This window comes from Candidatus Woesearchaeota archaeon (assembly GCA_016188115.1).
Classification (GTDB): Archaea; Nanobdellota; Nanobdellia; order Woesearchaeales; family GW2011-AR9; genus JACPIK01.
This window is the reverse complement of sequence record JACPIK010000002.1, coordinates 802,979-817,765: the sequence shown is the minus strand read 5'-3', so window position 1 is coordinate 817,765 and position 14,787 is coordinate 802,979. Positions and strand designations below refer to the sequence as shown.

The 14,787-nt window shown below is 36.1% G+C and carries 15 protein-coding genes; 6 read left to right on the top strand and 9 right to left on the bottom strand.

From position 1 onward, the window contains the following. The first annotated feature begins 11 nt into the window (after positions 1-11). Positions 12-344, top strand: coding sequence for a hypothetical protein (locus HYV86_04380; protein MBI2573069.1), 333 nt, complete (start codon positions 12-14; stop codon positions 342-344). Positions 345-346: 2 nt separating this feature from the next. After that, positions 347-1,486 (top strand): hypothetical protein, encoded by a 1,140-nt coding sequence (locus HYV86_04375; GenBank protein ID MBI2573068.1) that lies wholly within the window; start codon positions 347-349, stop codon positions 1,484-1,486. On the opposite strand, the gene HYV86_04370 is transcribed toward HYV86_04375, so the two are convergent. The 7 genes from HYV86_04370 to HYV86_04340 form a co-directional block, all read right to left on the bottom strand. Further along, positions 1,472-2,119 carry a hypothetical protein gene (locus HYV86_04370; protein MBI2573067.1) on the bottom strand — a complete coding sequence of 216 codons (648 nt, stop codon included), beginning with the start codon at positions 2,117-2,119 and terminating at the stop codon, positions 1,472-1,474. The genes HYV86_04375 and HYV86_04370 overlap by 15 nt on opposite strands. A gap of 164 nt (positions 2,120-2,283) precedes the next feature. Beyond that, on the bottom strand, positions 2,284-3,138 hold the full coding sequence (locus HYV86_04365) for a UbiA prenyltransferase family protein (GenBank protein ID MBI2573066.1): 855 nt from the start codon (positions 3,136-3,138) through the stop codon (positions 2,284-2,286). Beyond that, on the bottom strand, positions 3,116-5,239 hold the full coding sequence (locus HYV86_04360; protein MBI2573065.1) for a hypothetical protein: 2,124 nt from the start codon (positions 5,237-5,239) through the stop codon (positions 3,116-3,118). The genes HYV86_04365 and HYV86_04360 overlap by 23 nt, the downstream gene beginning before the upstream one ends. 9 nt (positions 5,240-5,248) lie before the next feature. Continuing rightward, on the bottom strand, positions 5,249-5,968 hold the full coding sequence (locus tag HYV86_04355; protein ID MBI2573064.1) for a hypothetical protein: 720 nt from the start codon (positions 5,966-5,968) through the stop codon (positions 5,249-5,251). A 27-nt stretch (positions 5,969-5,995) separates the two neighbouring features. Then, positions 5,996-7,264: a glycosyltransferase family 2 protein gene (locus HYV86_04350; GenBank protein ID MBI2573063.1), complete on the bottom strand. Its 1,269-nt coding sequence runs from the start codon at positions 7,262-7,264 to the stop codon at positions 5,996-5,998. 87 nt (positions 7,265-7,351) lie between these two features. Next, positions 7,352-8,725 (bottom strand): hypothetical protein, encoded by a 1,374-nt coding sequence (locus HYV86_04345; GenBank protein MBI2573062.1) that lies wholly within the window; start codon positions 8,723-8,725, stop codon positions 7,352-7,354. A gap of 1 nt (position 8,726) precedes the next feature. After that, on the bottom strand, positions 8,727-10,247 hold the full coding sequence (locus HYV86_04340) for a glycosyltransferase family 39 protein (GenBank protein ID MBI2573061.1): 1,521 nt from the start codon (positions 10,245-10,247) through the stop codon (positions 8,727-8,729). Between the two features lie 97 nt (positions 10,248-10,344). Between HYV86_04340 and radB the strand changes: the two genes are divergently transcribed. The 3 genes from radB to HYV86_04325 all read left to right on the top strand — a co-directional run bounded on the left by radB (position 10,345) and on the right by HYV86_04325 (position 12,599). Further along, the gene (radB, locus tag HYV86_04335) at positions 10,345-11,019 is read left to right on the top strand and encodes a DNA repair and recombination protein RadB (protein MBI2573060.1); all 675 of its coding nucleotides are present in this window, start codon (positions 10,345-10,347) and stop codon (positions 11,017-11,019) included. A gap of 32 nt (positions 11,020-11,051) precedes the next feature. Beyond that, positions 11,052-11,636, top strand: a complete 585-nt coding sequence (locus HYV86_04330; GenBank protein ID MBI2573059.1) for a hypothetical protein — start codon at positions 11,052-11,054, stop codon at positions 11,634-11,636. A 336-nt stretch (positions 11,637-11,972) separates the two neighbouring features. Further along, positions 11,973-12,599, top strand: a complete 627-nt coding sequence (locus HYV86_04325; GenBank protein MBI2573058.1) for a 30S ribosomal protein S2 — start codon at positions 11,973-11,975, stop codon at positions 12,597-12,599. Between the two features lie 54 nt (positions 12,600-12,653). On the opposite strand, the gene HYV86_04320 is transcribed toward HYV86_04325, so the two are convergent. Then, complete coding sequence (locus HYV86_04320) at positions 12,654-13,166, bottom strand: hypothetical protein (protein ID MBI2573057.1); 513 nt, start codon at positions 13,164-13,166, stop codon at positions 12,654-12,656. Then, positions 13,166-13,714 (bottom strand): hypothetical protein, encoded by a 549-nt coding sequence (locus tag HYV86_04315; protein MBI2573056.1) that lies wholly within the window; start codon positions 13,712-13,714, stop codon positions 13,166-13,168. The genes HYV86_04320 and HYV86_04315 overlap by 1 nt, the downstream gene beginning before the upstream one ends. A gap of 148 nt (positions 13,715-13,862) precedes the next feature. Here HYV86_04315 and HYV86_04310 point away from each other — a divergent pair, with 148 nt between their 5' ends. Beyond that, on the top strand, positions 13,863-14,777 hold the full coding sequence (locus tag HYV86_04310; protein ID MBI2573055.1) for a phosphate uptake regulator PhoU: 915 nt from the start codon (positions 13,863-13,865) through the stop codon (positions 14,775-14,777). Positions 14,778-14,787 lie beyond the last annotated feature (10 nt).

The following is a 14,787-nucleotide window of genomic DNA, read 5'->3' as shown; positions in this document are numbered from 1 at the left end:
GTGATACTAAAATGGTGACGACGAGGCAGTGGGTAGTTCTTAATGTATCTCTGGGCTTGATCGGGTTAATTTTGTTGTTATATCTTCTTGGTACTCCTTTTGCACTTATTGGTAGGGCGCAATACACTCTTGCATCAGGTGAACCCTCTTGTTTAGTTGAGTGGGAGGGTGAAAGTACTGCGTTAGGTGATCTTGATCGTTGTTGTCTGGCAGCGGCAACGCAACTTAGTTGTGAAAAAGATGCGGGAGAATATCATTGCACTTCCGCTGATTATGGTGTTGCGTATACTTTGAATTCTAAAGCGTATTATTATTGCAAGACGCAACCATATTGGAGGCACTAAGAGTGGTTGCTAAAATATTGAAAAAATCCAAAGTATCAAAATCGAACGTATCAAAAACTCTAATTCAAAGCACTTTATTCCATAAACGTATCCTTATCTGTCTGAGTGTCGTCGTGTTTATTCTGCTTTTACTTACAGTGGCTAAGGCTCGTGGTTTATTTATTTCAACAGATCCCGAACCGGTTATTGTTGGAAATACCGTTGATCTGGATTCTTTTACTCTTGAGCAGAAAATTGCGCAGATGACAGTATCCTTATGGCTTCCAGAAAACATGGAGGTTTTTCGTCGTATGCAACTGGGTGGCGTGCATATGTTTGCACTCGAATCAACAGATGCGTTTTCCACATCTATTCGTAAGGCACAAGAGGGTGCTACTATTCCTTTCTTTATTACGGCGGATGCAGAAGGGTGTATTAGTCCGTTTATTCATATCACTAATTTAACATCTGCATCTTCGGTTGCTACGCTTGGTGAGGCGTATGAGAAAGGGTTTCATGATGGAGAATTTATGAGAGAAATGGGTTTTAATGTGAACTTTGCGCCAGTAGTAGATTTAGGGGATACGATCTGGCGTTGTCGTACATTTCCAGGTGATGAAAAACAAGTAGCGCAATTTGCCCAAGCGTATACGCAAGGTTTGCAAGCACAAGGACTCATTGCAACAGCAAAACATTATCCGGGTAAGACATTAGTGGTGCGTGATCCACATAAATTTTTAGTTGGGGCGGAAATTGATGAGAAAGATGTCTATCCTTATTCTTATCTTGCAGAACATGGTACTGTTAAATCAATCATGGTGAGTCATTTGATTACGACGGGTGCGGTGGATTCACAGGGTATTCCTTCTGTGGTTTCGTCAAAGGTTATTGCAGACTTGAAGCAGCAGTATAAAGGGTTGATAATTTCGGATGAAATTCATATGTTGGGGTTGAAAAACTTTTATCCAACTGTGGATGAGATGTATGTGGCGGTGTTTGCTGCGGGTAATGATATTGTGTTGAATTTTGATAAAAACCCTGAAGAATTGCATCGCATGATTTCGATTGTTGCTGCGGCTGTGCGTGATGGGCGAATTAGTGAGTCGCAGATTGATGCTTCGGTAAGGAAGGTGTTAGAAGCGAAAGGTCTAGTGGTGGTGTAGGCTGAAAATTCGTTTTTTCCTTGGCAGCTCTAATGGAATTAGCCTTCCCTGAAAAATTAAGTCGCCGCGTTGATCTTTTTTTGAAGTTTGTAAGAAAAAGGTATCTATCTTAATATAAATCATTTTTATGTATTTATTGTTACTTACATCAGAATAATTCATTTCAAGATATAATTTTGGAAAGTCTTTTATCCGCTTCATTGACATCAAATCTTCTCTATAACTTAATATCTCAATCATCGATGCGAATAATGCTTGGTAATGTAAAGGCAAATCTAAAAAGTTATCCTCCTGTGGTTTCTTATTTGATTCAATAAAGATTGGGTTATAACTTTCAGGAAAGATACTAACCCACTTTTTTCTTTTGCCTATTTTTATTTCAACAAAATCCCGATCCTGTTTTACATTAATATTTTTATTACCTAATTCATTCACAACATTTATCGCTTTCTTGAGGTCATATCTCCATCTAGCACTGAAATTTTTAGCAGGTCCTAATCCAATATTATGAAGTGTTAGTGAATATCTTTTTAATGAATTAACTTTTGTATTCTCTTTATTAATAGGTTGCCAATCTGAACTTCCATCACAATAAATCTGAAATGTTGTATTTTCTATTAGGACTTCTGGCATATAGGAACTTCTCCTCTGTTTTCTCATTTCAAATAGAGTCCACAACGAGATTAGAGAAGCTAGGGTCGGGATAATAACAGAGATTATTCCAATAATCATAATTCAAAAGAAAGATTTGATCTTAAATAGATTTATGTGATGAAGTAACTTTATGTTTCTTAAGTTCAATATAACCCTATTGCAATGCTAATTATCCATAACAATGATATAATCACAAGCCATCCATCTGTATACATCTTTTGGGGATGTCTTGCTATAATTGAACCGTTTATGATGAGCTGATAATAGCGAACTACAACGAGCAATGCAAGGGGGATGGTGTACATTAATGAGGTATGTGGGCCAAGTATGCTGTACAGGGTGTAGGAGCCAAAAAGACCAGTTGTACTGGTTATGAAAATAATTTTATTTCGTTTTGGGGTATAGAATGAAAGAATGGGACGAGAATCATTGTTTTTCAAAAAGGCGCGTTCTGAGTAGCGTTTGGCGGCGCTTAGAAAAAGAGCCAGAAAGAATGGACATAAAATCAGCCAGGGAGAGATGTAAACTTTGATTGCGAGTGCTCCGGCAACGGCACGAATAACGAAGAGCATACCGATGGTTACTATGTCTGCAGGAGGCAGGTGTTTAAGGAAGTGAGTATAAAGTGTACTTACACTGAGAAAGATGATTATTCCAAGCATGATGATTGGTGAGACTGATAATGCAAACAGAAGTGAGATTCCTCCCAATGTGGATGCGAGTATTAATGCACTGGCTGTTGATATTGTTCCTGCGGCAAGGGGTCGTGTTTTTTTCTCCGGATTAAACCGATCTTTTTCTTTGTCGTTATAATCATTGATGATATAATTGACTGATGAGGCAGCGCAAAATGCAATGAATGTGAGCAATGAACTTTGCCATGCTGCGGTGTTAAGAATATTTCCTGAGAAAATGATGGCGAGAAAGACCAAGAGATTTTTGTACCATTGATAGGGACGAAGAAGGCAGAGATATTCACGAAATTTGAAATGGTTCATTCGTGTTTAGGGTTTGGTGAAGAATTCCTATAAAGCTTTCGATATCTGCTGTTTGTGAATCATTGAGTGATGGTGCCCAGATATCAATAACTAGGTGTGGATCCTGCTGGAGCTGAATTCGTGTCATTTCTTGAAGTTCTGCAATAGAGTACGTTTCTTTTGTCTTCCAATTCTTAGTGGTGTACATATCAACTTTTGTACAAGTGATGGGGACTAGCTTGGTTTGAAGCCAGGCGCCTTCGTAACACTGTTTAACTGACTGTGGGAATGGTTCATTATAATTTGTCCAATCATCTCCAAATGGAGAGATAGAAATAATCTTTAGGGACGTCTCTTGTTTAACGTGCTCTATGAATTGGATGGTATTACGTTCTGGTCTTGTCAAGACACCAAGAGATATATTCTTGTGAAGAGTACTCAAGAATTCTTTTGTAGAAATGCTAAGAGAAGTATTGGCTGCACTTATTGTGATAGTTAGTGGGGTATGAGTTTGATTAAGACTAGTTATAATTCGTTGTACATTTTCTAAATTTTGAATATTCCCTTCTTTATCAAGTTCTATTTCATTAAGACGAAATTCAATAGTTGGTGGTAGGGGGGGTAGGTAGGTATAATTGATTGATTGTAAACAGATTTGAGGATTTATGGTTGTGGTTGCGTTTTTGCTAAAGATGATGATAGGAAATCCATGGTAATATCCACATGTGATTATTTTGTTGCGAGAGAGAAGATATGATACCATTTGTGTTTGTTCTTTTTGGCAGATGGCTTGAGATGTTAATAATGTTTTGGGACAGGCAAACTGTGATGGATCGAGCGCAAGCCATTCTATGTTTATATTTTTTTGATATTGTTCGAAAAGATGTCCTTGATTTTGCCCGTCAATAAATTGTCCTTTACCTGCAAAATCAGCAAAGACGACGGGATTTGAGGTGAGCATTATTTTTTGGTTAGGATGTAATGAATTTAATGTGGAAGTAATTTGAGATGAGTGTTCATATTGTTGGGGAAGAATGATATACAGATTGATCGCGATGGTCAAAATGCCAAGGGCGATAATCACTTTCTTAAAGACCTTGGAAAGATTAGCTTGACTAATTCCCATGGCTGCGATAATAATTAAAAAAGGAACAACAGCTAAGATATAACGGGGGTCAAAGCGAGGGACACGTAGTCCGAAGTAAAGTAAAAAGAGTATAATGGTAGTAGATAGTGTAATCAATTCTTTTCTACGTTTGTTCCACAATAGCGGAAATGTAGAGAGGCAGACAAGGAGTAATAATGGTTCAAATTTTATCAAGGTTACAAAATATCTTCCTACTGATGCGGTTTCATAGACCCAGGTATCTTGTTCAACAATCAATGAACCTTGTATGAATGGAAGTGTTACTCGTTCGAGAAGAGTTCCTTCGTACATTGTTATGTTAAAGATAAGAAATGGAGTAATGGTAAGCAAAAAAATACCCATTATTTTGATAGACTCTGTGAGTAAAGAGAGGGGATTATCTTGTTTTTCTTGTATTTTCTGGATTAGGAAGAGGATTCCACAAGGTAATAGGAGTAATGCAAGGGGGAACTTAAATAGAAATGCAAGCGCGAGTGTCATGCTGGCTAAGAGATAACGTTTTTGAAAAGTGGTAAGAATTGCTGTTGCACCTAGTGTATAGGCAATAATATCTGTAAGAATATATCCTGAATGAAGAAAAATAAGACTGCTGGTACTCATAAAGAAGAGAACCCATATTGCAGTAGGAAGACCGGAATACTTTTTGAGAATTAAGTAGAGTACATAGAGACTAACACAACTTAGTAATACTGTTGCGATTCTTGCGATAAGTAGCGATGAGAAGGGTAGAAGTTGAAATGGCACGAGAAGGGCAGGTAGTGCAAGAGGACGCAGTGCTTCAAAATAGCCATATTGACCAGCGGAGATGAAATAGCGGGCAATGGAGAGATAGACCGTTTCATCAAAAAAAACTCGTTGTGTTGTCCATTTGATGATGGCGCATAGAATAAAAAAAGTGAAAAGTAAGAACAAAATGATTCTTGTTTGGTGATGTGCGGTCTGTTTTTCTAGACTTTTTTTGAATCTATTTTGCATGAAGTTAGTTTATTGTGATGTTATTTTAACTTTTTTCTCTTCCATGATTTTACATTCAGGTGGAACTTGGCTTTTAAGTGTTTCAAATTTAGTGCAAATGGTTTGCATAAGTACTTCTACTGATGTAGATCCATGAAACTTCTGATCTTCAACAAGAACGCTAGGGAACTGAGTAATATTGTGTGACTGCAACAAAATTTTGATCATGGGTTCTTCTTTGAAAGTAGAATCTAGTGAAAAGATCAATAGTTTGTTACCAAAGATTTTTTTAAGATAGCTAAGAATTTCCCCTTGAGTATCATAAGGGTTATCATCATAAAAATAGATCACTTTTACATTTTCTTGGAGGCAGGTTTTATCAATATCTTGGGAGAGGAGAAGAAATTGTATTTCGGTGAGAAAATAGTCTTGCAGTGCTAGATTAAATTCGCTTTCTTTGAGCATGGATCGTTTTTCATATTCAGCAACTTCTCCCATCTTTTTTTGTAGTTGGTCAATGTTTGTTTCAAGAATCTGGTGAAGAACACCACAATCAGCAAGACCTTGATCAATGTATTTTTGTTGAAGTTGGAGACTTTGTAGTCCTACTTTTTCTGCAAGGATTAGTTCTTTGGAATGTTCAAGACGTACGTTTTCAAAAAGCATGCCTATAAGTATTCCTACACCAAAGATAATAAGAGTAAGTATTAGTGCAAGAAGATATTTTTTGGTGCTAAGTTGTCGTTCCATAGTAGGTTCTACTCTTTTTTATCTGTTTTAATGCCAAAAGTTCTTCTTTTTCTTTATAAACATATAGGCGATGTACACCCATACTGTGGTAAGAAATAGTCCGTATACAAAGAAATAGGTGAATAGGGAAGTCCAAGTTTTTCCATAATTGGTTATTTTTTCTCGAAGCAGTTTGAATGATAAGATCATAATTAAGAAGCTTAAGATGATAACAGTGGCGGCAATAGTTAATTTGAAGAAGGGGAGAATCAAAGGGTTAAATTCAAATGTATAGTGTTTGATGAGTGTTAATACATCGAAGTTGACTGCACTTAGACTAAGATAAAATTGATATCCTCTTTTGATGAGGCTTTGGATGAGAGCAGTGGTAAGAATAAGTACAATTATGCCAGAGCTGATGATGGTGGGCATACGCATCATTCCAAAATCACCATATTTTTTGTTAAAGATTAGTTCTTTGTAGGCGATGGTGTTATCTACTCCTCCTTTATACCAACGAACGCGTTGACGAAAGAGGGTTTTCCAGGTAGCAGGTACTACGGTTTCAACGGTGGTGTCGAAGGTCTGAAGAATTTTATAATTATGTTTTTGTAGACGAATTGCCATTTCTAAGTCTTCGGTAATGGTTTCTTCGCTAAATCCTCCTAATTTACGAACTACTGCACTACGATAGATGCTAAATGGGCCCGGTGTAACATGGATGCAATCAATTTTTGCGTTAAGAAATTTATAGAACATGTTAATGATATATTCGGACCATTGGACTTTTTCAAGGATGGTATTAGGTTTACGTACTTTAAGTGTGGGACAAACAGCTGCAACTTCTTGTTCTTCAAAGAGGGGAAGCATTACTTGCAAAGCGTTTTCTTCAACAAATGAATCAGCATCAAGACAGGCAAAAAATTCTCCCGTAATATGTTTAATTCCATTGTTGAGAGCTCGACCTTTTCCTGCATTTGTTTGATTGAGAAGTGTAATGTTATAATTTGGATGATTTTGAATAAATGTTTTAACAATTTCTGGCGTTTTGTCTTTAGAACCGTCGTTGACAACTATTATTTGGATAAGTTGAGTGGGGTAACGTAGCCGTACTAAAGAGGTAAGAGTTTGTTCAATTGATTTTTCTTCGTTATATGCAGGCACAATTACACTAAATTGGGGCAGGGGTGAGTCGTGTGCAGGGGTTGGTTTTTCTTTTTTATCTGGATTAAATAGAATTAGAAGCCAGAATATGGTCAGAAAGAGAAGGAGGAAATACGTTACAAGAAGGATGCTATCAAGGAAGGTGATGATCATGTTGGGTACTGTTTCTTTTTTAATTTCTCTTTTCTATGCTTTTTTTTAATTAAATATTATTTAATATTTTAATTGAATATGATCTATTTAAGTTTGTTTGTAATGCCAAACTGTGGTCTGGTTGGCTTGAAAAACTATTTTAAATCTTTCGTTCTGGAGTAGAAAGAGGAGCTTCTCGTCAGAGGGTAATTGCGTAATTACGCGTTGGGGAAGATAGATATATTCAATATTTGCATTATCAAGGAGGGGAAACAATTCATTGATATATTGGGCGTTTAAGATTGCATCGGTGACATTTTGATGTTCTGGCGAATTCATTTTTGTAAAAGGGGTTCGTTGAGCAATTGCAAGAATGACATATTGGTTTTCTGGAGTAGAAAAGATAACATTTTGAGGTACGGTATTTTTGTTAATCCATTCCAATGCTTGTAGTTCTGGTGTAGTGGGTGATATGTTTGTCGCGGTTTGTTGATAGCTCATGAACGTAAATAAGAATCCCAATGCTAATAATAACAGGGTTAAGTTGCGAATAGGTTCTACTTTCCATTTTTTGTTATATAAATATAATATCCCTTGGGCGGCGAAGAGTGTTAGGACAATAGCAATTGGCGCAAGCAGAGTGCGATCGATAAAATAGATCCCTATCGAACCGACAATTGCGATAAGATAATACATTCCTTTTTTCTCTCTGAAAAGATCTACGATCCCAGTTATACAAAGAAGCACTAGAAAGAGACTAATTCCAGTTATTCCATTCAAATCGAAGATAATATTAAATGTGGAAGGTTGTTCAAGGGCAGGGTTTTGTAGAGGTACAAGAGAAATTAATGAGCTTAATAGGGTTACTGCTGCTAAAGAGCCCCCTATAACCCCATAAAACATTCTGTCTTCACTTTGTTTGAAAAAATAGATTCCTAAGATGATTATAGTTGTGATGGCGAGGGCTATGGTCATTTGTGTTGATAGGAGCAGAGTTACAATTCCTATGCTTTTTATGCCCCAATTTTTACTTTGCAACAGGATTAAACTTAATAATATTAATAACAGGTAAAATGAAACTACTGATATTGTTGAGAATAGAATCAGCATGGCAGGCGTTATAATTATTAAGCCAAGGCAAATGATTTCTTTTTCTAGAGAATTAAACTCTTTATGTATTAGGATGAACAATAGACTTATACAGCTCATTGCAATAATTGGCGGTATAAATGCTAGGGCATTTAGGGGTAATTTGCTGGTCAATGAAGTTATGAGGTAAAGAGAAATTGAACTTTCTATTGGGGAAGATTCTAAATCTATTTGTTTTGGTTGAAGAAAATATGCACTTTCAAGTCCGCGCAATAATGGTTGTTGGTTATACCAAGAATTTAACAATGGGGTAATAAAGATCAGAAGACTAATACTTAAAATAATGATGGTAGCATATGTTCTGGTTTGTGGATTTTTTTTTGTTACGATCATTTTATTTTTTTAATTTCAATTTTGAGTTTATTTTGTCTTGGTTAACTGTGCTTTCTAATGTGCATTTTACTTTGTAAATCTTAACTTCTTTACTATAAATTGGTTCAAAGCAGGATGGTTCAAAATATCGAAAATTAGTAATCCCGTAGGTTTCTTGAGCTCGTGGTGTTAGGACTAAATATTTCATCCCATATTTTTCTAACAATTCAATTGCTTGGGTTTGAAATGAAGTTGTATACAAAGATCGTAAGTCTTTAAAACGTTGTTCGACGTCAGGAATTAGCGTAAATTGCTCATCCATTAAATTGGGATGTTTGGCAAAATATGTTACCATGTTGCCTTCTTCAAGTAAGGAGACTACTCCTGCTTTGTCGTCAACACTTTTGTCAAGCCACTTTAATGCTTCAATTTCTTCAACTAGGGGCGCTTGTGTTCGTTGAGGGGCAGTGATGGTTGCGGGAAGAATAGTTGCAATGACTACAAATATGATTACAACACTGATTAATGTTATTTTTTTGCTTAATTTTGTTTTACGAGTATACTCGATGATCTCTTCATAAAAGAAAGCAAAGAGAATAATTAGAATAATACTAAATAAAGAGAGTGCGAAATTAAGTTTCATAAACCGAAAAAAAGTAAGAAGCGAGATGGCTAAAGCACTACTTATGATAATGATGGCTTGGTTATTTCTGGCATAGAACAGATTTTGGTATACTACGTATACTCCTGTAAGAAATGGAATTATTGTTACGGAGAGCATGATTTGAATTAATGAGGAATGGGGAAAATATTGTTGTACTATTTGGAGGGGGATATTTTGCCAGATAAAACTTAATCCTTGCGTGAGGAATGTTTGTTTAAAGAAGATAAGTTGAATCCAAATGAAAAAGAAAATTGAGAATAGGATGATCTCACTTTCCTCTGGCGGCACTTTTTTGTTTTCGATGAAATTTAATACATAATAAATTAAAAAACTAAGGATAAGGAAAATGGTTGCAGAACTGGTAAGACAGCTTGCAAAGAAGAGGAGGATGTAGAAATAGATATAGTTTGGTTCTTTGATCTTAAGAAACGTATAGATCGTTAGAAAGATAAGGGGAATGAATAATGTTTCTGGTGTAATACTGTTAGGTGTAAAGAGGAAAGGCAATATTCCGGTTAGACCAGCACAGATAAGGGGTATCTCTTCGTTTTTAGTAACTTGTCGAACAATAAGATATACTATAATTGTTAATAATGCTATATATAAATTTGAAAATAGTATGGCGGCGATATCAATCGGCATGATTAAACTAGGAATTGCAAGGGTGTAATGAAATAAAGGGAGAAAGCGTAATTCTCGTCCGCCATACGAGAGTGGATCGTTAAAAAGAGGAAGTCCGGTATCTCTAATTGCTTCAATGTTACGTAAGTGGAAATATGATTCGTATGTAAATGTTGGCTGGGAAAACGCAATCCAGAGACGAATGAGTAAAGTAAGAACAAAAATGGCAGTAAGAATCCAGAGGTGCTTTTTGTTCATGGGATCAGATTAAACGGTTTGGCGTATATAAAGTTGATGGGGAGCTAGGTCTGTATTCTCATAATCTTTATATTCTGGCTATTATCTGTGTATGCTAATGAAAATAACTACTGGTTCGGCTTTTTTTGATCGTTTTCTGGCTGGTGGCTATGATGCTGATGTGGTGACAACTCTCTACGGTCCTTCAGGTTCAGGTAAAACTAATCTGTGCCTACTTGCTGCTGTAGCTGCAGCGGTAGAAGGTAAACAGGTTTTGTTTATGGATACAGAGGGGGGAATTGCGGTGGAACGCATTATGCAAATAAATCCGGATGTTAATACTATCTTGCCACGTATTTTCTTTTATCATCCAATGACGTTTGCAGAACAACGAGAGATGTTTGAACGATTACGGGATGTCATTACTCCTTCTGTTGGGTTAATTGTTATTGACTCTATTTCTATGCTCTATCGTTTAGAATTAGGGAAAAGTGAGGAAGTGTACGAAGTTAATTCGGCGTTAGGCAAGCAAATTGCGTTGCTTGTGGAGATAGCTCGTCGTAAGCAAATACCTGTATTGATTACAACGCAGGTGTATAGTGATTTTGATAATCGTGATAAAGTGAAGATGGTGGGTGGTGATTTGCTGCGATATGGTTCAAAATGCCTATTGGAAGTGCAGAAGCTTGCGTCTTGTCGTTCTCTGATCTTGCGTAAACATCGCGCGCTGCCTGAAGGGAAAGAAATATTGTTTAAAATTGTGGAGAAAGGAGTGGAAGAGGTCACACAATAAGGCGTTATGCAATAGGTTGGTGCGAGGTGTTTATGAGACAGGTTATTATTGTGGGTGATGCGTGTTCTGGAAAATCTACAGTCTTAAGGTTATTACAACAGAAGGGGTTTAGGGTTCTTTTTGAAGAAGGATTGCCTGTGATTCCTCCAGATGTTGAACAAGATAAGTTTCTTTCTAATAAATGGTTTATTGATTATTATCGGTCACGCGAGGAGGGTATTACTGTTCCCACAATTTTAGAATATGCTCTCCATTTTCAATATCCTTTTACAGTGGCACAACGTCGGACAGGAAAGATTACTCCTGGTGAAGAAGTAATGTTGATTTCACACTTAGCTCACCTAACTCATACCAAACCTCTCACTAAGGATACTATCGTGTTTCATCTGACATTAGATAACTCGATAATCTTATCTCGCCTCGCTACAAAGAAATTATTCAAACCAGCAAGTCATGTTTTGTATTTAGATGCATTACGGGAGGAGACGCAGCGCTATTTCTCTGCTCGAGCTACGTATTACAAGATGGATACCCTAGGAAAACAACCGGAAGAGATAGCACAATGGATTGAGGATATTTTGAGCAAAGAAAATGTTCAACTTAGTTCATCTAGCTAAACATTTAAAAAGAACTGCAGGTTTTGTATTCTCATAGCCAACTCTACTCTTTACGAAGTGTAGAATTGCTGCGTGAGGCCATAAATACCGCAGACTTGAAGTGTAAATATAATCCCTTCTTGTGCTTGTTGATAAGTTTGTTTAGCATCTTCGAAATGCTCAATGTTAAATCAAATGTCCTGCGTTCCCGTAGTCCTGAGAAATCCCGGTGATTTCTGGGATCCCGGAAACGTCGTTGCGTTTCCCAGGAGGTGCAACCCCTCGCGACGGACTCGCAGTGATTGTTGGAGGCATTTCAACCTTATGATGCTAAACAAACAGGAATAGGTGAATAACATGAAAGACACAAATGCAATTGTAACAGAGACATCTGATGATTTTTTGATTGATTCTAATGAGTATCTTAAAAGTGGTATTCATATTGGAACTAAGTTTAAGACCAAATATATGTCTAATTTTATTTACAAAACTCGTCCAGATGGGTTAAGTGTTCTTAATTTGAAAAAAATTGATGAGCGTTTACGTCTTGCAATCAATCTCTTATCTAATTACGAACCACAGGATATTTTAATTATCTGCCGTCGTGAGAATGGATGGAAATCACTTCGCCAATTGGAAAAATTGACTGGTATTCGTGTGATTACTGGTCGTTATCCTCCTGGAATTTTAACTAACTCTAATTTGGATACTTTTACTGAGCCAAAAATTATCATGGTTTGTGATCCTTGGCCTGATCGTAATGCTGTTGAAGATGCCAATAAAGTAGGTATTCCAGTTATTGCGTTATGTGATACCAACAATCAATCTAACAAAATTGATTTAGTTGTGCCTTGTAACAACAAGGGAAAGAAATCTGTAGGCATTTGCTTCTATCTTGTTGCTCGTGAGTATCTTCGTAAACGTGGTGTACTTGGTACTAATGAAGAGTTACCTGCTAAATTAGAAGATTTTGTTGACGAATAGGGTCTTGGGTCTCTTTTTCTTTATTTTCTGATTTTTTCTTTTTTTTATATTGTGTTAACTTGTTATTCTTTCATTTTGGATTAATTGGTAAATTTTTTCAACTGTTGTTGTGATGTCATTAGTATTTTCAATTACTACTTCTGTCGAATGGGGGGCTAAGGTCATTTCGTAAGACTTCTTTACTTTTTCAAATTCTCTTTTTTTAGCTCCTTCTCTTTTGTTGTTTCTCACATAGCAAATTGCTAAGGGGGCATGTAATGTAATATAAAGCGGTTTTCCAGTTATAACTAAATCAGTAAGTTCAATTAGTTTTGTATCAAAAAGTCCATCTATAATCGGAAACCGCTTTTGTGTGATCTGATTATTTATCTCTGGTGCAATCATATTCATCGTATCTTGGCGTCTTTTAGATGAGGGTTCTCCTCCTATTAGGTCTCTGCCAATTAAGTCTAAACAAAAATATGAAAAAATAATATTATCTAATCTAAGTTTTTCCATTAATTTGTATGCAGTGGTAGTTTTTCCAACACCAATTGGTCCTCTTAGTACTAAATAATCTATGGGCATTATGGTATTGTGTTCTCGGACAATGGTTTATCTATACTGTAGCAGCTTGGTGCATTACACACTGATTGACAACTCGAACCGGTACAGTCGGCGGTGTATTCAGAGAGATTCCATATTGGGTGAGTTCTTCCAAAATTTGTTTCATATGCTTGGACAAAATTTTCAATGCTTGCTTTCATATCGCTTAGTGTGGTAGTACTGGTATTTGGTTCATGATGAATATATCTTCCTAAGTTATCTGAACAAAACTGTGTGTACTCTCTAGTAAAAAGTATAAACTGATGCCATGTTGCATCCACTTCTTGGCTAGTCATTGCCACGGGTCCAGCGGATGTTGCAGCAATGGCTAGATATTTTTTTAATTCAGAAAAACCTGTTTGGTATGCTTCTTTTGTTGGAAAAATACTGTTTTCTAATAGTTTCTCTTCAAGATGGGGAACTTGAATTGGCTCCAATCTTGTATATACTTCCAATGCTGAAAGACTTGCGTTTCTTTCTATCTTTGTGATATTTTGCCTTATTAATATCATGTCTTCTATTGTGGTCATTGTGTCTCCTCTGTCTTATTTTCTTAAAGACTAGATAATTAGTAATTTTTCCTAAAAAATATATACTTTTACTAATTGTATTTATTATCAGTAATTATATAATTACTTTTTAGAAAGATTTTTAACTAATGGTTTATCTGTGCACTCTATGAAGCGTAAGATCAATCGGGTTGGCACTAATACTCTTACAGTTAGTTTGCCTAGTAAATGGGTGAAAGAAAATGGATTACAGGCTGGTGATGAGATTGATCTTGTTGAAAATGGAAAAGAACTTTTATTTAATTCTAGTAAGCCATTAGCGTTAGGGAGTATTACTGTTGATGTTTCAAATCAAGATACGTTTGGAGGGTGGATGGTCTATGTCCCTTATAGGTTAGGTTATGATGTGATTAGGATTAATTTTAACAGTTCTGATCATCTTAAGCGAATTTATGATTATCTTCCTTACTTGATTGGGTTTGAGATTATTGAGCAGGGTGAAAAGTATTGTGTATTGAAAAATATCGCGTTTGGTATTCAAGAAGAATTTGATTCAATGTATCATCGATTGGTTAATGTGACAATTAGTATGGGTATTGAGCTTTTAGAGCTGCTAGCGGAAGGAAAATATGATAAAATTGAAAAATGTATTTTGTTAGAGAAACAAGCAAACAAATTAGACCTGTTCTGTCGACGAATGCTCAATCTTCGAGGATATAAAGATTCTAAAAAAACAAACTCAAAATATCGTATAGTCTGTTTATTAGAAGAGATTACTGATCAATATCGTAACATAGGTAGATATGTTTTGGGGAAATATGGTGTGTCTGCTCTTGGTAAGAGAAAGGTGAGCGATTCCCTTCTTCATTTTTTCAGAAAGATTTCGGATTTAGTTCAATACTGTGCAAGGATGACGGAACATTATACTCCTCATGAGTTGACGATATTTAAATCAAAAATGAACTTGTTAGAGCTAGAAATGGTTTCGTTATCAAATAGCAATACTGAAAAAGATCGAGCAATCCTATTGTTTTTGTCGCAGGTTCTTTATTCGACACATAATATTGTGGAAGAGATATATTGATTAATTTATA